At 67.1% G+C, this 18,281-nt stretch carries 19 protein-coding genes and 1 pseudogene; 11 read left to right on the forward strand and 9 right to left on the reverse strand.

Going from position 1 to position 18,281, the window contains the following annotated elements; translation table 11 throughout:
• Positions 1 to 58: 58 nt before the first annotated feature.
• The 3 genes from VH326_RS15200 to VH326_RS15210 form a co-directional block, all read right to left on the reverse strand.
• The gene (locus VH326_RS15200; RefSeq protein ID WP_329632687.1) at positions 59 to 736 is read right to left on the reverse strand and encodes a Smr/MutS family protein; all 678 of its coding nucleotides are present in this window, start codon (positions 734 to 736) and stop codon (positions 59 to 61) included.
• The gene (locus VH326_RS15205; protein WP_329632688.1) at positions 714 to 1,994 is read right to left on the reverse strand and encodes a murein transglycosylase A; all 1,281 of its coding nucleotides are present in this window, start codon (positions 1,992 to 1,994) and stop codon (positions 714 to 716) included. The genes VH326_RS15200 and VH326_RS15205 overlap by 23 nt, the downstream gene beginning before the upstream one ends.
• Positions 1,995 to 2,192: 198 nt before the next feature.
• The gene (locus tag VH326_RS15210) at positions 2,193 to 2,867 is read right to left on the reverse strand and encodes a Tim44/TimA family putative adaptor protein (protein ID WP_414714288.1); all 675 of its coding nucleotides are present in this window, start codon (positions 2,865 to 2,867) and stop codon (positions 2,193 to 2,195) included.
• A gap of 148 nt (positions 2,868 to 3,015) precedes the next feature.
• Here VH326_RS15210 and secB point away from each other — a divergent pair, with 148 nt between their 5' ends.
• The 4 genes from secB (at position 3,016) to VH326_RS15230 (ending at position 6,579) form a co-directional block, all read left to right on the forward strand.
• Positions 3,016 to 3,537, forward strand: a complete 522-nt coding sequence (gene secB, locus VH326_RS15215) for a protein-export chaperone SecB (protein WP_329632690.1) — start codon at positions 3,016 to 3,018, stop codon at positions 3,535 to 3,537.
• A 28-nt stretch (positions 3,538 to 3,565) separates the two neighbouring features.
• A complete protein-coding gene (gene murJ / locus VH326_RS15220; RefSeq protein WP_329632691.1) occupies positions 3,566 to 5,134 on the forward strand; it encodes a murein biosynthesis integral membrane protein MurJ in 1,569 nt (522 codons plus the stop codon).
• A 14-nt stretch (positions 5,135 to 5,148) separates the two neighbouring features.
• A complete protein-coding gene (gene trpS / locus VH326_RS15225) occupies positions 5,149 to 6,153 on the forward strand; it encodes a tryptophan--tRNA ligase (RefSeq protein WP_329632692.1) in 1,005 nt (334 codons plus the stop codon).
• Positions 6,154 to 6,219: 66 nt separating this feature from the next.
• A complete protein-coding gene (locus VH326_RS15230) occupies positions 6,220 to 6,579 on the forward strand; it encodes an endonuclease domain-containing protein (protein ID WP_329632693.1) in 360 nt (119 codons plus the stop codon).
• Positions 6,580 to 6,626: 47 nt separating this feature from the next.
• Here the strand turns inward: VH326_RS15230 and dnaA are convergent, their stop codons facing one another.
• From dnaA to mutM, 3 genes are all read right to left on the reverse strand, one after another.
• Positions 6,627 to 7,976, reverse strand: coding sequence for a chromosomal replication initiator protein DnaA (gene dnaA, locus VH326_RS15235; protein WP_329632694.1), 1,350 nt, complete (start codon positions 7,974 to 7,976; stop codon positions 6,627 to 6,629).
• Positions 7,977 to 8,464: 488 nt separating this feature from the next.
• Positions 8,465 to 8,725 (reverse strand): 30S ribosomal protein S20, encoded by a 261-nt coding sequence (gene rpsT / locus VH326_RS15240; protein WP_329632695.1) that lies wholly within the window; start codon positions 8,723 to 8,725, stop codon positions 8,465 to 8,467.
• Positions 8,726 to 8,862: 137 nt separating this feature from the next.
• Positions 8,863 to 9,675, reverse strand: coding sequence for a bifunctional DNA-formamidopyrimidine glycosylase/DNA-(apurinic or apyrimidinic site) lyase (gene mutM, locus VH326_RS15245; protein WP_329632696.1), 813 nt, complete (start codon positions 9,673 to 9,675; stop codon positions 8,863 to 8,865).
• 57 nt (positions 9,676 to 9,732) lie between these two features.
• On the opposite strand from mutM, the gene VH326_RS15250 reads away from it, so the two are divergent.
• The 4 genes and pseudogenes from VH326_RS15250 to VH326_RS15265 all read left to right on the forward strand — a co-directional run bounded on the left by VH326_RS15250 (position 9,733) and on the right by VH326_RS15265 (position 14,623).
• Positions 9,733 to 10,464 (forward strand): class I SAM-dependent methyltransferase, encoded by a 732-nt coding sequence (locus tag VH326_RS15250; protein WP_329632697.1) that lies wholly within the window; start codon positions 9,733 to 9,735, stop codon positions 10,462 to 10,464.
• Positions 10,465 to 10,579: 115 nt separating this feature from the next.
• Positions 10,580 to 12,115, forward strand: coding sequence for a 2-polyprenylphenol 6-hydroxylase (ubiB, locus tag VH326_RS15255; RefSeq protein ID WP_329632698.1), 1,536 nt, complete (start codon positions 10,580 to 10,582; stop codon positions 12,113 to 12,115).
• A 123-nt stretch (positions 12,116 to 12,238) separates the two neighbouring features.
• Positions 12,239 to 13,348, forward strand: a complete 1,110-nt coding sequence (locus VH326_RS15260; protein WP_329632699.1) for a hypothetical protein — start codon at positions 12,239 to 12,241, stop codon at positions 13,346 to 13,348.
• Positions 13,345 to 14,623, forward strand: a pseudogene (locus VH326_RS15265) (bifunctional phosphopantothenoylcysteine decarboxylase/phosphopantothenate synthase). Before VH326_RS15260 ends, VH326_RS15265 begins: the two are co-directional and overlap by 4 nt.
• Before the next feature lie 6 nt (positions 14,624 to 14,629).
• Here the strand turns inward: VH326_RS15265 and VH326_RS15270 are convergent.
• Positions 14,630 to 15,106: a GNAT family N-acetyltransferase gene (locus VH326_RS15270; protein WP_329632700.1), complete on the reverse strand. Its 477-nt coding sequence runs from the start codon at positions 15,104 to 15,106 to the stop codon at positions 14,630 to 14,632.
• A gap of 112 nt (positions 15,107 to 15,218) precedes the next feature.
• On the opposite strand from VH326_RS15270, the gene dut reads away from it, so the two are divergent.
• Together dut and VH326_RS15280 are read left to right on the forward strand one after the other, a co-directional pair.
• Positions 15,219 to 15,665, forward strand: a complete 447-nt coding sequence (dut, locus tag VH326_RS15275) for a dUTP diphosphatase (RefSeq protein ID WP_329632701.1) — start codon at positions 15,219 to 15,221, stop codon at positions 15,663 to 15,665.
• A gap of 43 nt (positions 15,666 to 15,708) precedes the next feature.
• A complete protein-coding gene (locus VH326_RS15280) occupies positions 15,709 to 16,461 on the forward strand; it encodes a molybdopterin-synthase adenylyltransferase MoeB (protein ID WP_329632702.1) in 753 nt (250 codons plus the stop codon).
• On the opposite strand, the gene VH326_RS15285 is transcribed toward VH326_RS15280, so the two are convergent.
• Both VH326_RS15285 and VH326_RS15290 read right to left on the reverse strand, forming a co-directional pair.
• Positions 16,458 to 17,396, reverse strand: a complete 939-nt coding sequence (locus VH326_RS15285; protein WP_329632703.1) for a class I SAM-dependent methyltransferase — start codon at positions 17,394 to 17,396, stop codon at positions 16,458 to 16,460. The genes VH326_RS15280 and VH326_RS15285 overlap by 4 nt on opposite strands.
• A complete protein-coding gene (locus VH326_RS15290; protein ID WP_329632704.1) occupies positions 17,393 to 17,866 on the reverse strand; it encodes a VOC family protein in 474 nt (157 codons plus the stop codon). Before VH326_RS15290 ends, VH326_RS15285 begins: the two co-directional genes overlap by 4 nt.
• 161 nt (positions 17,867 to 18,027) lie before the next feature.
• On the opposite strand from VH326_RS15290, the gene VH326_RS15295 reads away from it, so the two are divergent.
• Positions 18,028 to 18,267: an acyl carrier protein gene (locus VH326_RS15295; protein ID WP_329632705.1), complete on the forward strand. Its 240-nt coding sequence runs from the start codon at positions 18,028 to 18,030 to the stop codon at positions 18,265 to 18,267.
• The last annotated feature ends 14 nt before the right edge of the window (positions 18,268 to 18,281 follow it).

Below are 18,281 nucleotides of genomic sequence, written 5' to 3' on the forward strand. Positions count from 1 at the left end.
AGTCCCCGCGCCCGGCCGTGAAAGGCCCCCGTCTGCGGCGGAATTTGCCCGGAAAGAGTTAAGATTTCCGTGCGGCGCGGGGTCGCCGGAGGACGATATACAGCGCGCCCGACCCGCCGTGCCGCGGGCTCGCACCGCGCACCGCGGCGATCGCACCGGCATGGCGCGACGCCCGCAGCCAGTCGCCCACCGCCGCGCGGATCGCGCCGCGCGCGTGCGGCCGCTCGCTGTCGGGACGCGGCGGCTTGCCGGTGACCAGCAGGATGACTCGGTCCCCGCGTAACCGCGCGCGGTCGAGCGCGTCGTCCAAGAGGCGATAGGCGGAGGTCAAGGTGTGGCCGTGAAGGTCGATCGTCGCGTCGGGCTCGACCGAGCCGCGCGCGAGGCGGCGATCCCAGGCGGCATCGAGGGTGGTGCCGGGGGTAGTGTTCGCATCCCTTTTTCGCCCCTCCCCTTGAGGAGCGTCGGGTGAACCGCGCCCCGCGCGGTTCAGGTCGGGCTGGGAGCCCGACCGACCCGATGCTGGGATGGAGGTGGGGGAGAGCCTCGCAGAGGGCGGCGCCTTTGACTGCCCCACCCCAACCCAGTTCGAGGTGAAACTGCCCCCGGCAGTTTCAACCGACGTCGAACTCCCGAGGGGGAGGGGCTTTTCGGGCTTCGCGCCCGGCAACGGCGTCACGGTCGCCATCACGCGCGCCCACAAAGCCGCTTCGTCAGGGTTGAGGCGTCGCCCCACTCGCCCCTCCCTGCAACCGCGCGAGCGTGCCGATCGGCACCAGCACGAACGCCGTCCCGTGCGCCGACATGCCGCCCGCAATCGCTTCGGCGTCGGCGCCTGCGCCCCAGAAGGTGTCGACGCGATTGGCCCCCTTGATCGCGCCGCCGGTGTCCTGCGCGATCCACAGCCCCGTCGCATCGGTGCGGTCCATCGACAGGAAGACCGGCGCGCCCAGCGGGATGAACCGGGGATCGGTCGCCGCGCTGACCCCGCCGATCACCGGCAGCCCCATCGCGCCGAGCGGCGGGCCGTCGAGCAGCCGGAAGAACACGTAGCTCTTGTTCGCGCGCATGATCTCGCGCCCTTGATCGGGATTGGCGCGAAGGTACGCAACGATGTCCTGCATCGAGGCGTGGCCTGGCTGGAGCAGGCCCTGGGTTCGCATCAACGCGCCAATGCCGGTATATTCGCGCCCGTTCTGGCTGTCATAGCCGATCCGCACGGTCGAGCCGTCGGGCTGACGCAGGATGCCCGATCCCTGGACCTGGAGGAAAAACAACGCGACCGGGTCCGCCGCCCAGCCGATGATCGGCGCGGCGGTCATCGCGCCGCTCTCGATCTGGGTGCGGTCGTAATAGGGAACGAGGGTCCGGCCATCGACTCGGCCGCGGATCGACTTGCCCTTGAGCGCATCGGAAAATTTGCCGAGATCGACGTCGATCAGGTCGCTCGGGCGGCCGTAGATCGGCACGTCATAGCCGCTGCGGCGGCTGAGCGAGCCTTCGATCTCGGGGATGTAATATCCGGTCGCGAACGCCTTGCCGTCGCCGACCTGGACGGTTTCGAAATTGCTGGCGAAGAAGCGCGCGGCGTCGCGGTCGCTCGCCGATTGCGCCGCGGCGCAGGCGGGTTGCCAGTCGGTGCCGCGCGTCAGCCCCGATGCGTCGCTGCGGCGCATGAGCTCGCGGCAGCTCGTCCGGAACGCCGCGAGCGCGGCGGCGGCACGGGCCGGATCGATCGCGAGTGACTCGACCGACGGTCCTGCGGCGAGGCCGGCGGAGGCGGCGTTGGCGCCGCCCGTCACCACACCGAGATTGGTCACTGGCGGCAATGGCGTGGCGGCGACGGGCTGGCGCACCGGCGCGGGCACTCTTGCCGTCGGCGCCCTCGCCGCCGGCGCCGACGGCGGGACGATCCGCGCGCCGCAGGCGGAGAGGACAATGGCTACACCGAGGACTAGAGATTTGTATGACACGCCCAACCCCACTCCCGTCATGCTGAACTCGTTTCAGCATCCACCGTGCGACGAAACTATGACGCCCATTGCTAATGACGGGACATAGGCCCTGAAACAAGGTCGGGTGGCGGCGGAAGGCGGACGCGGAAGTAAATTCCGCGTCGTCGGACCTCGCCCGCGCGAGGCCGGCCGAGGTGGCGCTGTTCGCGGTTTAGCTGCGCTAAACCTTGGCGCCGCCTACGCTTCGTCCGTATCCGCGAGCTTCCAGTCCGAATCGCCGCTCTTGAGCGTGCGCGAGAAGGTCCAGACGTCGTGAGTCGTGACCGCGTCGCTCATCGAACCGGCGACGACCGTCCCGTCGGCATCGCGCGTGACGCCGGCAATGTCGGCGTCGAATGCGACCGAGACTCGCGCCACGCGGCCAGTGACGCCGGCGTCGACGATCAGCGAGCGCTCGATCGAGACCAGCCGGTTGTCGAGCACGTGCCCCGCTTCGCCACGCGCGCGGATCGCTTCGGCGAAGGCGTCGCGAACGTGATCTTCGGTCAGCCAGGCGAGCGTTTCCTCGTCGCCCTTCCAGAACGCTTCGAGGATCATGCGATAGGCGCTCCGCGCGCCGTCCAGGAAACCCGCGACATCGAAACCCGGCTCGGCCGCGATCAAGGCGCGAAGCCCCGATTGCGCGCGCGCCTCGATCGCCTGCGGCCCCAGATCGCGGGGTTCGGTCGCGGGCTCGACCACGCGGGGAATCGTCAGCGGCGCGGTGGCGTCGGCGGGTTTGGGGAAAACCTGCTCATGCCCGGTCCGCTTGCCGAGAACGGCATAGAGTCGCAGGCCCATGAACAGGGCGACCATCGCGAGGATGACGATATAAACGAGCACCGGAACTCCACCTTGACCGGGGTGCAACATAGGCACAAGAAACGCACTATTCAAACGTTGGCCCCATCGGCCCGACGTTGAACTCGCGCAGCACGCCTGCTAGGCGCGGCCGACTTCGCCCGCCCGGCCGTGGCGCGGACGCGATTCTCACCAATTCAGCCAGGGAATATCAGACCAGATGGACGATCAGGACAATGCGGGCCAAGCCGGTGCCGGCACCGACGCGACGCTCGCCAACGGCGCCGACAATCTGCCGACGATCGGGATGATCTCGCAATATGTGAAGGATCTGTCGTTCGAGAGCCCGAACGCCCCGGCGATCTTCCAGACGCAGAACCAGCCCGCGGTCGAGGTCGAGTTCGGCATCGCCGCGACCCAGGTCGGCGAGGAAGTCCACGAAGTCACGCTCAAGATCGAGGTGCGCTCGAAGACCGACGAGCAGACGGCGTTCATCGTCGAACTGGTCTATGCCGGGCTGTTCGGGGTGCGCAACGTGCCCGACGAGCACCTCCAGCCGTTCATGCTCGGCGAAGCGCCGCGCTTGCTGTTCCCGTTCGCTCGCCGCGTGCTGGCCGATGCGGTGCGCGACGGCGGTTTCCAGCCGCTGATGCTCGACCCGATCGATTTCACCGCGCTCTACATGCAGCAGCTCCAGGCGCGCGAGCAGGCCGAGGCCGAGGGCGCGGCGGGCAACGCCTGACGCGCGGCGGCCGGGGGGCGGGCGCACCATGAACCTGACCAAGGCACTGGGATCGGTCGGCGGGCTGACGCTCGCCAGCCGAATCCTGGGCCTCGTCCGCGATTCCTTGTTCGCACGCTATATCGGCGCGAGCTTCGCGTCGGACGCGTTCCTCGTGGCGTTTCGCTTGCCCAACATGTTTCGCGCGTTGTTTGCCGAAGGCGCGTTCTCGGCTGCGTTCATCCCGATGTTCAACCGCAAGGTCGCCGACAAGGACGGCCCCGGCCTGACCGCCGGGGTCGCCTTTGCCGAGGATGCGCTGTCCGTCTTGTTGCCGATCCTCCTCGTCATGACGCTGATCCTCGAGGCGCTGGCGTGGCCGGTGACGTTGGCGCTGTCGGGCAAGTTCAACGGCGTCAGCCACGAACAATTCGCCTTCGCCGTCCAGCTGTCGCGCTTTACGATCCCGTATTTGATGCTGATCAGCCTGGTGTCGCTGCTCGGCTCGATCCTCAATTCGCTGCACAAATTCTGGGTCAATGCGGCCGCGCCGATCCTGCTCAACCTGACGCTGATCGCGGCGTTGCTGTTCTTCCACACGCACGATCCGCTCGCGACCGCACGCAACCAAGCGATCGCGGTCAGCGTATCGGGGCTGCTGCAGCTGGTCTGGCTGGTCCAGGCCTGCTGGCAGCAAAATGTCCGCCTGCGAATCCGACCGCCGCAATTGACGGCCGACGTCAAGAAGCTGATGGCGCTGATCTGGCCGGCGGCGGCGGGCGCGGGCGCGGTGCAGATCAACCTCGTCATCTCGACCGCCTTGGCGGCCGCGTTCCTCGCGCACGGCTCGGTGACCTATATCTACATGGCCGACCGGCTCAACCAGCTGCCGCTCGGCCTGATCGGCATCGGGCTCGGCACGGTCTTGCTGCCGCTGATCTCCCGCCAGCTCGGCCAGGGCGACGAGGCGGCGGCGATGGAAACGCAGAACCGGGGCATGGAACTCGCGCTGCTGCTGACGCTGCCCGCCACGGTCGCCTTGGTGCTGTGCGGCGAGCCGATCGCGGCGGCGTTGTTCGGCTACGGCAAATATACGCCGGCGGATACGCACGCGACCGCGCAGGCGCTCGCCGCCTTCTCGATCGGGCTGCCGAGCTACATCCTCGTCAAGGTGCTCACCCCGGGGTTCTACGCGCGGCAGGACACGCGGACGCCGGTGCGCTACGCGATGGTCTCGATGGCGGTGAATCTGGCGTGCAATCTCGCGCTGATCGTGCCGCTCAGGCATATGGGTCCGCCGCTCGCCACCGCGATCGCTTCGACGGTCAACGTCGCCATGCTTTACTGGACGCTTCGCAAGCGCGGCCATTTCGAGCCCGACCATCGCTTGCGCCGCCGTGCCTGGCGGCTCGCGCTCGCCGCGTTGGCGATGGGCGGAATCCTGTGGCTGCTGCAGGGCTATCTCACCCCCTTCACGCATGGCACCTGGCTGGTCCGCGGCGGAGCGATGACGGTGCTGGTTGTCGCAGGTGCGCTCGTCTATGGCATCGCCACCTTCGTCCTCGGCGCGTTCACTCGCGACGACCTGAGCTTCCTGAGGCGCAAGCGCGCGCCGTAACACAAGAGACCCCCATGCGCGTCGTCTCCGGCATCCAGCCTACCGGCAACCTCCACCTCGGCAATTACCTCGGCGCGATCAAGCAATGGGTCGCGATGCAGGATGCGATGGGCGCGGACGATGCCTGCCTGTTCTTCCTCGCTGACCTCCACGCGATCTCCTTGCCGGTGGTGCCTGCCGAGCTCGCCAACGCGACGGTCGAGATGACGGCGACCTTGCTCGCCTGCGGGATCGACCCGGATCGCTCGATCCTGTTCAACCAGGCGCGAGTCCCCGCGCATTCCGAGCTGGCGTGGCTCTTGAACGGCACTGCGCGGATGGGCTGGCTCAACCGCATGACGCAGTGGAAGGACAAGGCCGGCAAGAACCGCGAGGGATCGAGCGTCGCGCTGTTCGATTACCCCGTGCTCCAGGCGGCCGACGTCCTGCTCTATCAGGCGACGCATGTGCCCGTAGGCGAGGACCAGAAGCAGCATCTCGAGCTGGCGCGCGACATCGCGACCAAGTTCAACTTCGATTTCGGGGTCGACCTGTTCGCCCTGCCCGAGCCGTTCGTGTCGAAGGCCGCGCCGCGGATCATGTCGTTGCGCGATGGTGCCGCGAAGATGTCGAAGTCGGACCCCTCGGACCTGTCACGGATCAATTTGATCGATTCGGACGACACGATCGTGTCGAAGTTCAAGAAGGCCAAGAGCGATCCCGAGCCGCTGCCCGAGCATGTCGATGGGATCGAGACGCGGCCCGAGGCACGCAATCTGGTGACGATCTACGCCGCGCTGGCGGACATCGCGCCGGTCGAGGTGATCGCGCAATATGGTGGCCAGGGCTTCGGCCAGTTCAAGCCGGCACTGGCCGATCTGGCGGTGGCGAAGCTCGGCCCGATCCGAGAGCGGCTGACGGGATTGCTGGGCGACCGCGCCGAGGTTGGGCGCGTGTTGGAACGCGGCGCGGAGAAGGCGCGCGCCATCGCCGCGCCGACGCTGCGCACGGCGCAGGACGCGGTCGGGCTGCAGGTTTGAGGATTAGCCCTCTCCCGCTTGCGGGAGAGGGTTGGGTGAGGGTCTTCTTTCTTCTAGATTGCCGCAATGCCCCCGGTCCGCCGTCAGATCAGCCCGCACGCATCTCGACTACGCCACGATCCGACAGAAGCAGAAGAGCGATTTTGGCAGGCGGTTCGCAATCGTCAGATCGACGGTTTCAAGTTCCGCTTTCAGCATAGCCTACTCCCCTTCGTCGCAGACTTCGCCTGTCTGGAAGCTATGCTGATTGTCGAGCTCGATGGCGGACAACATGACGAAAAGCGCGATGCTGCGCGGACGGCATTTCTTGAGGCCCAAGGGTTTGAAGTACTGCGCTTCTGGAACAACGATGTGCTGGGCAACCTTGCGGGCGTGATCGATGTTTTGCGCGACGCGTTGATCCGGCGGATGGCCGAGAAGAAGTGAGAAGACCCTCACCCAACCCTCTCCCGCACGCGGGAGAGGGCTAATGCCTACCCCTCCAGCTGCCTGATCAGCGACTTCACCGCGCCGTCGATTTCATGATCAGACCCGCGCAGTTCCTCGATGCGGCGCACCGCGTGGATCACGGTCGAATGGTCGCGGCCGCCGAACTTGCGGCCGATCTCCGGCAGCGAGCGGGTGGTCAGGCGCTTCGCAAGGTACATCGCGATCTGGCGCGGGCGCGCGACGACGACGGCGCGGCGCGCCGAAACCAGGTCGACCGGCTTGAGGTCGAAATGGGTCGAAACCGCGCGCTGGATTTCGTCGATCGTGATCCGCTTGGTGCCGCCGCGCAGCAGATCGCCGAGCGTCGCTTGCGCGAACCCCAGGTCGATCGCCTCGCCGGTCAACTGGGCATAGGCAACGAGGCGGTTGAGCGCGCCCTCGACCTCGCGCAACGACCCGGTGATCTTGTGCGCGAGCAGTTCGAGCACGTCGTCGGGCACGTTGACGTCGGGCAATTCGCCCAGACGATGGTCGAGTAGCGCGCGGCGCAGCGTCACGTCGGGCACCTTGATGTCGGCGACCAAGCCCATCGACAGCCGCGATACGATCCGCGCCTCGACATCGTCGAGCCCGTGCGGGTGCCGGTCGGCGGTGATCACCAGCCGCTTGCCGGCCGCGGTCAGCTCGTTGATCGTGTGGAAGAACTCGTCCTGGGTCGGCTTCTTGCCCGAGATGAAGTGGAGATCGTCGATCATCAGCAGATCCGACCCGCGCAGCCGCGCCTTGAACGCGTGCGTGTCGTTGGCGCGGATCGCCGCCACGAATTCGAACATGAAGCGTTCGGCCGACATCAGGATCACGCGCGCGTCGGGAACCGCCGCGAGGAACGCATGGCCGATCGCATGCATCAGGTGAGTCTTGCCGAGCCCGGTGCCCGAATGGAGGAACAGCGGACTGAACCGCGGCTTGCCCGGTTCCGCGAGCGCGCGCGCGGCGTTGAACGCGACTCGGTTGGTGGCGTCGATCACGAAGCGGTCGAAGGTCAGCCGCGAATCGAGCGAGGGGCGCTCGGTCGGCACCGCGGCCGGCTTGGTCGCGATGGCCGGTTCCTCGGCAGCGACTCGCAGCACCGGCGCATTGGCGGCGCGCACTTCGATCGAGACGGTGCGAATCGCCGGGATCGCCGCGCGAAATTCCTGGAGCAGCCGGTCGGCATAATGGTTGCGGACCCAATTGGCGGTGAATGCCGACGGCAAGGTCAGCCGGACAGCCGCCGAATCGTCGCTATCGCCAAGCTCGATCGGCTTGAGCCACTGTTCGAACAGTCGAGCGCCGGCCGATTCGCGCAGGTTCTTGCGGATTCGCGCCCAGGCATTGAGAACTTCCCCGGGCACGCCGCCATCCCTCGCTACCGAAACCGCCACTCGCGAAACCCCCTTCCCTGCTTCGGCCGCACGCCCCCGCACGCGACCCTCCCCAAAATCCACGCAGACGATTCCCCTCAGCCGGAAATCATCCGTCTGAACTGACATCTGCTAGTGGTCGGCCACGGCGCGAAACGGCGTGACGGGGGATGTTTAGGAACAGCTTGGCGAGTCGATCAAGGGGGCGAACTGTCACAATTCGGAAATAAAAATATTGACTCGCCGAACCCCCCGGAAAACCAGCATTTCTTGGTCAAGCCGTTGAAATACCTCGTATTTCGTTTATTAACTTTTGTTAACGCATGCGAATCGCGCGGATTCCGTGGAGTCTTAGCTGCCGTTCGAACATGCGGTATGGTTTCCCGTCTGCGCGCAGCATGGCGCGGTGCCGGAAATACAAAAAACCCGCCGGCGAACGGTCGCCGGCGGGCACCTGCCCTGCTTCGAAACGATTCGTTTTACAGCGACGCGAGTCGCTTGGTCAGGCGCGAAAATTTGCGGCTCGCGGTATTCTTGTGGAGCACGCCCTTGGCGACGCCACGCTGCAATTCGGGCTGCACCGCCGCAAGCGCGGTGGTCGCGGCTTCCTTGTCGCCCGACGCGAGCGCCGCCTCGACCTTCTTGACGAACGTCCGGATACGGCCGACGCGGTTGCCGTTGATCTCGGCCCGGCGGTCGTTGCGACGGATACGCTTCTTCGCTTGCGGCGTGTTCGCCATGAAAGCCCTCTGAATCTAGCAAAAATGGAACGGGCACGACGAAAAGCCGCGCCCGGAAGCGGTGGCCCTTAACGAGGGCGAAGGATTCGGTCAACCTAGGACTGGGTGTTGCGGTTCGGCGCGGCCAGTAGCGCTCTTCAAGTCTGGCAAGTCGGACACCAGAACGTCGAGCGCCCCCCCTCGACGTAGCGGCGAACGGTGCCGCCGCACGCGCACGGCTGCCCCTCGCGGCCATAGACGAGGAATTGTTTCGAGAAATAGCCGAGCTCGCCGCCCGGCGCCGCGAAGTCGCGCAAGCTCGATCCGCCGGCGGCGATCGCCGATTCGAGCACGGCGCGGATTTCGACGACCAGCCGGTCGAGCCGCGCGAGGCTGATCCGGCCGCCCTCGCGCCGGGGCGAGATTCGCGCGGCGTAGAGCGCCTCGCAGACATAGATGTTGCCGAGCCCCGCGACGATGCGCTGGTCGAGCAGCAGCAGCTTGATCGACGCGACGCGGCCCTTGAGTGCGCGCTTGAGATAGGCGCCCGTCAGACCGGGCCCGAGCGGTTCGGGGCCGAGCGCCCTGAAGGCGGGGAACTCGGCGAGCTCGGCAGTCGGCACGAGATCGACCGACCCGAAGCGGCGCGGATCGTTGAGCGCGACGCGCCGCCCGCTCGCGGTTTCGATCACCAGGTGGTCGTGCTTTTCCAGCGCGCCCGGATCGACTCGCCAGCGCCCCGACATGCCAAGGTGGAAGATCATTGTGTCGCCGCGGGTCGTTTCGATCAGCCCGTATTTGGCGCGGCGGCCGAGCGCACTGACGGTGGCGCCGGTCATGCGTTGCGCGAGGTCGGGCGGGAATGCGCGCCGCAGGTCGCCGCGCCGCGTGACGACATGCGTCAGGCGCTGGCCTTTCAGAACCGGCTCGAGCCCGCGGACGGTGGTTTCGACTTCGGGGAGTTCGGGCATGTCGGTGCTGCTAGGTTGCGTTTGCTCCGGTCACAAGCGCTCGCTAGAGCCGCGCGCATGACCGACACCGTCTCCTTCGGCTACGAAGAGGTTTCGCCCGACGAAAAGACTCGCCGCGTCGGCGGGGTGTTCGCCAGCGTCGCCGCCAAATACGATTTGATGAACGACGCGATGTCGGGCGGGCTGCACCGCGTGTGGAAGGACGTGTTCGTCCGCCGCGTCAAGCCGCGCGCGGGTGAGGCGATCCTCGACATGGCCGGCGGCACCGGCGACATCGCGTTTCGCATGGCGAAGTCTGGGGCGGCGGTGACCGTCGCCGATATCAACCCCGCGATGCTCGAGGTCGGGATCGAGCGCGCGGCGAAGCGTGGGATCAACGGCTTGGTCTGGAGCGAGGCCAATGCCGAGGAGCTGCCCTGGCCCGACCGCTCCTTCGACGCCTATACGATCGCGTTCGGGATCAGGAACGTGACCGACATCCCCCAGGCACTGCGCGAGGCGAACCGCGTGCTCAAGCGCGGCGGGCGGTTCTTCTGCCTCGAATTCTCGACGACTTTGTGGCCGGGTTTCGCCGACGTCTATGACGCTTACTCGCACCACATCGTCCCCAAGGTCGGCAAGGCGATCGCGGGCGACGAGGAAAGCTATCGCTATCTCGTCGAATCGATCCGCCGCTTCCCGACAATGGAGCGGTTCAAGGCGATGATCGGCGAGGCGGGGTTCGTCCAGACCAAATTCGAGCCGATGCTCGGCGGGCTGGTCGCGATCCATAGCGGCTGGAAGATTTGATGGGTGGCGATCTTCTCCCCTCCCGCTTGCGGGAGGGGCCGGGGGTGGGCCTGGTTCGGGTGGCGCCTTTGACAGGTCCACCCCTAGTCCCTCCCGCAAGCGGGAGGGGAATCCGGTGACCGCCCCCCTCGTCCACACCTGGCGCCTGCTCAAATGGGGCCGGATCCTCGCGCGGCACGGGGCGTTGCGCGGGATCGAGCGCGATCCCAACACGCCGCCGCGGCTGCGCCGGCTGGTCAGGCTCGCGCGGTTCGGCGCGCGCGTACCCGAGGCGCCGCGCTACGCCGACGCATTCCAGGCGATCGGCCCCGCCGCGATCAAGCTTGGCCAGACGCTGGCGACTCGCCCCGATCTGGTCGGCGAGGACGCCGCGCACGATCTGATGCGGCTGCAGGACGCGCTGCCGCCCCTCCCCTTCGACACGATCCGCCGCGCGATCGAGACCGGGCTGGGCCGGCCGATCGCGGAGCTGTTCGCCGCGATCGACGAAGCTGCGGTGGGCGCCGCGTCGATCGCGCAAGTCCACCGCGCGGTGACGCTCGACGGCGCCGAGGTCGCGGTCAAGGTACTGCGCCCGGGCATCGAGGAGGATTTCGCCAAGGCGATCGACACCTATCAATGGGCCGCCGCTCAAGCCGAAGCGATGGGGGGCGAGCTGTCGCGGCTGCGCCCCCGCCTCGTCATCGAGACGTTCAAGCGCTGGACCGCGCGCGAGCTCGATCTGCGGCGCGAGGCGGCTTCCGCGTCCGAGCTCGCCGAGGCGATGCACGCCGAGCCCGATTTCCTCGTTCCCGCGATCGACTGGCAACGCACCAGCGGGCGCGTGATGACGCTCGAATGGATCGACGGGATCAAGCTCGCCAATCGCGACCGCCTGATCGCCGCCGGGCACGACCCCAAGAAGCTCGCCGACATCCTGGTCAACGCGTTCCTGCGCCAGGCGATTTCGGAGGGCTTCTTCCACGCCGACATGCACCAGGGGAATTTGTTCGCGACCCCCGACGGCAAGATCGCGGCGATCGATTTCGGGATCATGGGGCGGATCGACCGGCGCGCGCGGGTGTGGCTGGCGGAGATCCTCTACGGGCTGATCACCGGCAATTATAAGCGGGTGGCCGAAATCCATTTCGAGGCCGGGTACGTGCCGCCGCACCACAATGTCGGCGAGTTCGCGACGGCGTTGCGCGCGGTCGGCGAGCCGATGCGCGGGCTGCCGGTCAAGGACATGTCGATCGGGATGATGCTCGACGGATTGTTCAAGATCACCCGCGATTTCGACATGCAGACTCAGCCGCATCTGCTGCTGCTGCAAAAGACCATGGTGATGGTCGAGGGCGTCGCCACCAGCCTCGATCCAGAGATCAACATGTGGGAGACCGCGGCGCCGTTCATCCGCGAATGGATCCGCACCGAGCTTGGCCCCGAAGCGGCGCTGGCCGACCGGCTGATCACCGACCTGCGCACCGTCGCGCGGCTGCCCGATCTGATTCGCCGAATCGAGGCGCGGTATCCGGCGCCCGGCGGCGCGCCCCCAACCCCGCCGCTCGCAGAGGTGCAGGTGGTGCGGATTGGCGGAGGGTGGCGGTATCTGGCGGTGGCGGTGCTGAGCGCGGTGGTGGCTGTGGCGGCGGCGTGGGTTTTGATGCGGTGAGGGGCTCGCCTTCTTCAAGCCCCTCCCCTTCAGGGGAGGGGTTGGGGTGGGGAAATCACGGGCGACGGTCTCTGCGAGGCTCCGCCCCACCCCCTTCCCCTCCCCTGAAGGGGAGGGGCTGATATGGCGACGATCTGGCTCTCCCAACCCTCGCGGTTCGCCGGGCTGTCGAAGCGCCGCGCGCGGATCGGGCTGGCGCTGCTGCTGATCCTGCTGATCGCCACGCTGAGTGCGCTCGCCGTCCCCGCGCCGCCCGCGGTGAGCGGCGACGTGGCCAAGCGCGCCGACGATCAGGCCGATGTCGTGCTCTACGAAGCGATCGTCGACGGCGTGCGGCATGGCGGCAATTACTATACCGTCGCTGCAGACCAGCTGCGCGCGGGCGATTACCCGATGAAGCCGTTCGTCACGTTCCGCCTGCCGACGCTCGCGGTCGCACAGGCGATGCTGCCGAGCTGGACGGTGGTCCTTCTGCTCTACGTGCTCGCGGCCGGAGTGATGGTCGCGTGGTTCAGGCGGCTGCGGCCGGCGTTTGCGCGGCCGCCGCCGCTGCTGTTGGCGATGGTGCTGCTTGCCGGCGGGCTCGGCGCATTCGTCCAGGCCGATCTGGCGAGCTTCCACGAAGTGTGGGCGGGGCTCCTTATCGCGCTCAGCCTTGCGCTGCGCCGCCCGGGGCAGTGGGTTGCCGCCGCAGGGATCGGCGCGCTCGCGATGCTGGTCCGCGAGACGTCGGCGCTGTACGTCGCGGCGATGTGCCTGCTCGCGCTGGCGGAGGGCGAGCGCAAGGAGGCCGCCGGATGGGCCGCGGGCGTCGCGTTGCTCGCGATCGTCGTCGTCGCGCACGCGCACGCGGTGGCGCAAGTCGTCCGCCCCCTCGACCCGGCCTCCCCCGGCTGGAGCGGGATGCTCGGGTTCGGGTTCTTCGTCGAGGCGATCACGCTGTCGACCGCGCTCCGGCTCGCGCCGATGTGGTTCGCGGCGCTGCTGATGGGGTTCACCTTGTTCGGCTGGGCAGCGTGGCGGGACGGCACCGGCTTGCGCGCGCTCGTGACCTTCGCGCTCTACGCCGCGCTGATCGGCCTGTTCGGGCGCGTCGACACCTTCTATTGGGGGCTGATGGTGGCGCCCGCGATCCTGGTCGGCCTGGCCTTCGCGCCTGACGGGCTCAAGGATTTGATCGCCGCCGCCTTCCCCAGACAACGCAAGATCACGGTCACGAGGATCACGCCATGAAGCGAATCCTGTTGATCGTCGGCGGCGGCATCGCAGCATACAAGGCCTGCGAGCTGATCCGGCTGGCGAAGAAAGCGGATATCGGCGTCAAATGCGTGCTGACTGCGGGCGGCGCGCAGTTCATTACGCCGATGACGCTGGCGGCGCTGTCCGAGGAACAGGTCTATACGTCGCTCTGGGATCTCAAGGATGAGACCGAGATGGGGCATATCCAGTTGAGCCGCGAGGCCGATTTGATCGTCATCGCTCCCGCCACGGCGGACTTGCTGGCGAAGATGGCGGCCGGGATCGCCGACGACCTCGCCACCACGCTGTTGCTCGCGACCGACAAGCCGGTGCTCGCCGCGCCGGCGATGAATGTGCGGATGTGGCAGCATCCGGCGATGGTGCGCAACGTCGCGACCTTGCGCGGCGATGGCGTGGCCGTGCTCGACCCCGATGAAGGCGCGATGGCGTGCGGTGAATTCGGTCCTGGGCGCTTGCCCGCGCCGGAGGCGATCTTGGCGGCGATCCAGCAGATGCTGGGCAAGTGACGTCGCCGCCATCGTCGCCCCGGCGAAGGCCGGGGCCGCCGCTTCACCTGGACAGGCTCACCGCCAACACCATCGCGGCCCCGGCCTCCGCCGGGGCGACGGATTGATGCTCGACGGCCGCCACATCATCGTCACCGCCGGGCCGACGCACGAACCGATCGATCCGGTGCGCTACATCGCCAATCGCTCGTCGGGAAAGCAGGGGTTCGCGATCGCGGGAGCCTTGGCGGCATTGGGCGCACGCGTCACCCTGATCGCCGGCCCGGTGACGCTCGCCACGCCCGCAGGGGCCGAGCGGATCGACGTCGAGACCGCGCGCGAGATGGCGGCGGCGGTCGAGGCCGCGCTCCCGGCCGACGCCGCGGTGATGGTCGCGGCGGTCGCCGATTGGCGAGTCGAAGCGAACCCGCAGAAGATCAAGAAGGGCACCCATGGCCCGCCCGCCCTGCGCCTCGTCGAAAATCCCGACATCCTCGCCACGCTGGCAAAAGATGCCCGTCGCCCGCGCTTGCTGATCGGCTTCGCGGCGGAAACCGAGCGCGTAATCGAGCATGCCACCGCCAAGCTCGCGAAGAAGGGCGCGGACTGGATCGTCGCCAACGACGTGTCGGGGGACGTCATGGGCGGCGACGCCAACGCGGTGCACATCGTCACCGCCGCAGGCGCCGAAACCTGGGAAAGCTTGCCCAAGGACGAGGTGGCGCGCCGGATCGCCGCGCGGATCGATGCGGCGCTCGCGTAAGGGCCGCTAAAGCTGCAATGCCATGAACACCGTCCCCGCCGGGGTCGGGCCGTAATATGGCGCGATCGGCTCGAACCCCATCGCACGATACAGCGCCGCTGCGCGCGCCATCGACGACAAGGTGTCGAGCCTGAGTTCGCGATACCCGCGATCGCGCGCGGCCGCGACGATCGCTTCGGCCAATGCGGCCCCCAGCCCCAGACCGCGCGCCGAGCGCGCCACGAACAGCCGCTTCATCTCGCACACCCCGTCGCCGAGCGGTCGTAGCGCGACACACCCGACCGCCGCCCCGCTCGAGCCGCGCGCCAGCAACAGCGCGCCCGCCGGCGCCGCATATTTGCCGGGCAGTCCGGCGAGTTCGGCGGCAAATTCCTGATACCCCAGATCGACCGGCAGCGACCGCGCGTAATCGTCGAACAATCCCGCCGCCGCGCACAGGTCGATATCGTTCGCGACGGGCGCGATGCGGAATTGCTCGGACATCGCCATCGTTCTGGCATCGTATCGATTGCCGATGCAATGCCAGTCATGGCTAACGCGGCGTCAGCCAAAACGCGGGGCTGCATGGCGCGGCGCATTGCGATACGCTCGCGCAATGCCCGATCCGATTCGAATTCAGATCAAACGCTTGCCCAATGGTGGCGGGTTGCCGTTTCCGGCTTACGCCACCGATGGCGCGGCGGGCATGGACGTGGTCGCCGCGGAAAGCCTGCGGCTCGCCCCCGGTGCGCGCCACGCGGTCGCGACCGGGTTCGCGATCGCGATCCCCGAAGGGTATGAGGTTCAAGTCCGCCCCCGCTCGGGCCTGGCGCTCAAGAACGGCATTACCTGCCTCAACACACCGGGCACGATCGACCAGGATTATCGCGGCGAGGTGAAGGTCATCCTCGCCAATCTGGGGACCGAGCCGTTCGAGATCGCGCGCGGCGACCGCATCGCGCAACTCGTCCCCGCGCCCGTTCAGCGCGCCACGCTGCACGAGGTCGACGAGCTCGGCGATACCGAGCGTGGCGACGGAGGGTTCGGCTCGACCGGCGTATGAGCGATCGCTGGTATCGCACCGGGATGATGCTTAGCTGGAGCCCGTGAGTCTCAGCGATCAGGACCTGACCCGGTTCGCCCGGCATATCGTGTTGAAGGAGATCGGCGGCGCCGGCCAGGCGCGGTTGCGCGCGGCGCAGGTCGTGGTGATCGGCGCGGGCGGGATCGGGTCGCCGGCGCTGCAATATCTCGTGGCCGCCGGGATCGGACGGATCGGGATCGTCGACGACGACGCCGTCGATCTGTCCAACCTTCAGCGCCAGACCCTGTTCGGGACGGGCGATATCGGCACGCCGAAGACAGACGCCGCCGCCACGGCGCTGGCGCACATCGATCCTGGCGTGCGGATCGAACGGCGCACCGCCCGGATAGACCCCGACAATGTACGCGAAATCATCGCCGGCGCCGATGTCGTGCTCGACGGCACCGACAATTTCGCGACTCGGCTCGCCGTCGCCGATGCCGCGCTCGCGCTGTGTATCCCGCTCGTCTCGGCGGCGGTCGCGCAGTTCGAGGGGCAGCTCGGCGTCTATCGCGGATGGGAGCCGGACAAGCCCTGCTATCGCTGCTTCGTCGGCGGCGATCCCGAACGCGAGGGCGCGAGCTGCGCCGATGTCGGCGTGCTCGGCGCAATGGCCGGGGTGATGGGCAGCCTCGCCGCGCTCGAGGTGACCCGCGCGATCGTCCCGTTCGGCGAGGACAGCGCGGGCAAGCTGCTGCTCGCCGACGGCCTGTCGCTGCGGTTCCGGACGATCGCGCTGCCCAAGGATCCGAGCTGTCGTTGCGCGGCCGCTTAGGCCGGTCGTCTGCCCGTCAGGACGCATGACACCGATAGCTTGTGCCTGATCGCGCGGTCGAGCGTCGCACCCGACATCGGATAAGCGACCGAATCGAGGACATCGAGACCTGCATCCAACATGATTTGGCGCGCATGGGAAACGTCGTGAAACAGGAAGATATGATCCGGCGCCGGGCTGTTGGCCGGCACGTTGACGAAGATCAGCCCGCCTGGCTCAAGGTGCCGGGCAGCAGCGCGAAGCGCGGCAGTCGGATCCTCGAGGTGCTCGAGTATCTCGCTCATTACGATGCTATCGAATCGATCGCCGCGGTCGGCGCTCGCATCGAACAAGTCGCGCAACGTGAGGTCCGGTTGCCGCGGCGCGTCGAGGAGGTCGAGCGCATGGCGCGTCTTCTCGATGCTTGCAGGGCTGATATCCCATCCGCTGATCGATGCGACGCGCGGATCGCTCGCCGCGAAATACAGGAACAGGCCATGGCCCGGCCCGATTTCCAGATGTCGCGCGCCTTCGGGCAATCGGGGTAGAAAATCGTTCACGAACGCCGCGAAAGCGTTCGCGTGATTGGCCCACAGGACATCCGATAGCAGCAGACCGTTCATGTAGCGCGACATGAACGGCTCGTTGGCGTAGCATTCGGCATTGGCATCGTCGAAGTTCGAGAGACGGTATGCGCCGTTGCGGCGAAAGTGGATCTCTTCGGGCAGGACGATATCCTCGCACAGGAAGCGATAATCGTCGCATAGCGCCTGGAGCCCGCCGGGCGCGTCCTGGGCGAGTTTCAAGATACACTCCGACAGCCGTTCGGCCACCGCCAGCGAGGCCGGCTCGCGATCCCGAAAACTGTTCTCGACGAACGTGGCATGCTGGGGCCAGTACGCGACGACCGCCTGGGTCAGCGAGCGGGTGGCGGGGTAGGGCTCAGGAACTGTCATCTTTCACCTTGGCTAACGGCAAGCGGCCTAAAATCGTGCGCGAAATCATACGCCTCGATCAGTTCGACGATCGTATCGATCGGCGTTACGAAAAACTGGATCATCGCGCCTCCGAACGCGATCGCGGGTTTGGGTTCCCCCGCCGGAAAGCACCGCGCATCGCGCAAAGCGGCGGCTGCCTCGGCGAGATCGCGGACGCGATAGGCGACATGGTTGAGCAAATTCTTGCGTGCCGCCAGCGCGCCGGCGACGGGGCTATCGGCGTCGAGCGGCGAGAGGAGTTCGTAAACCATGAGCGACGCGTCGCGGCCGAACTGCAGATGGACTCCGTTGACCCGATCCACCAGCGGGTGGCTCCAATCGTTCACACCAAGCGCTTCGGAAAAGTGCTTCCTGCCTTTTTCGAGCGACTTCACCACCACGCCGGCATGATCGAAACGCCATTGCTGCGGGACGGAAACGGAGCTCATCGTCGCGGCGATAGGGCTGGACTTGGTGCCGCGCAACCCTTAGTCACCCCCGCGAAATCGTCGGGCTCCGCTTCCGCTGGGCTGGCAAATCGGCGAGCGAAAACAGCCGGTTCGCGTGTCGCGCGAGCCAATGACTCCAAGCCCCAAGACGACTGGATTGTATGAACGACGAAGATATCATCCGCCGCATTCAGGAGGTCGTGCGCGATCAGCTTGATGACGAGACGATTACGCTGAACCGTGCCACCCGCGCCGACGAGGTAGAGGACTGGGACAGTCTGGCGCATGTCCGGATCATGATCGGCGTCGAGGAAGAATTCGGGGTACGTTTTCAAACCTCGGAAATCACGTCGCTCAAGAATATTGGCGGGTTGGTCGACTTGATAAGAGCACGACTCTGAGCTGAGCAGAGGCC

Origin of the sequence: Sphingomonas sp. (assembly GCF_036269755.1) — a bacterium.
In the GTDB taxonomy this organism is placed as follows: domain Bacteria; phylum Pseudomonadota; class Alphaproteobacteria; order Sphingomonadales; family Sphingomonadaceae; genus Sphingomonas.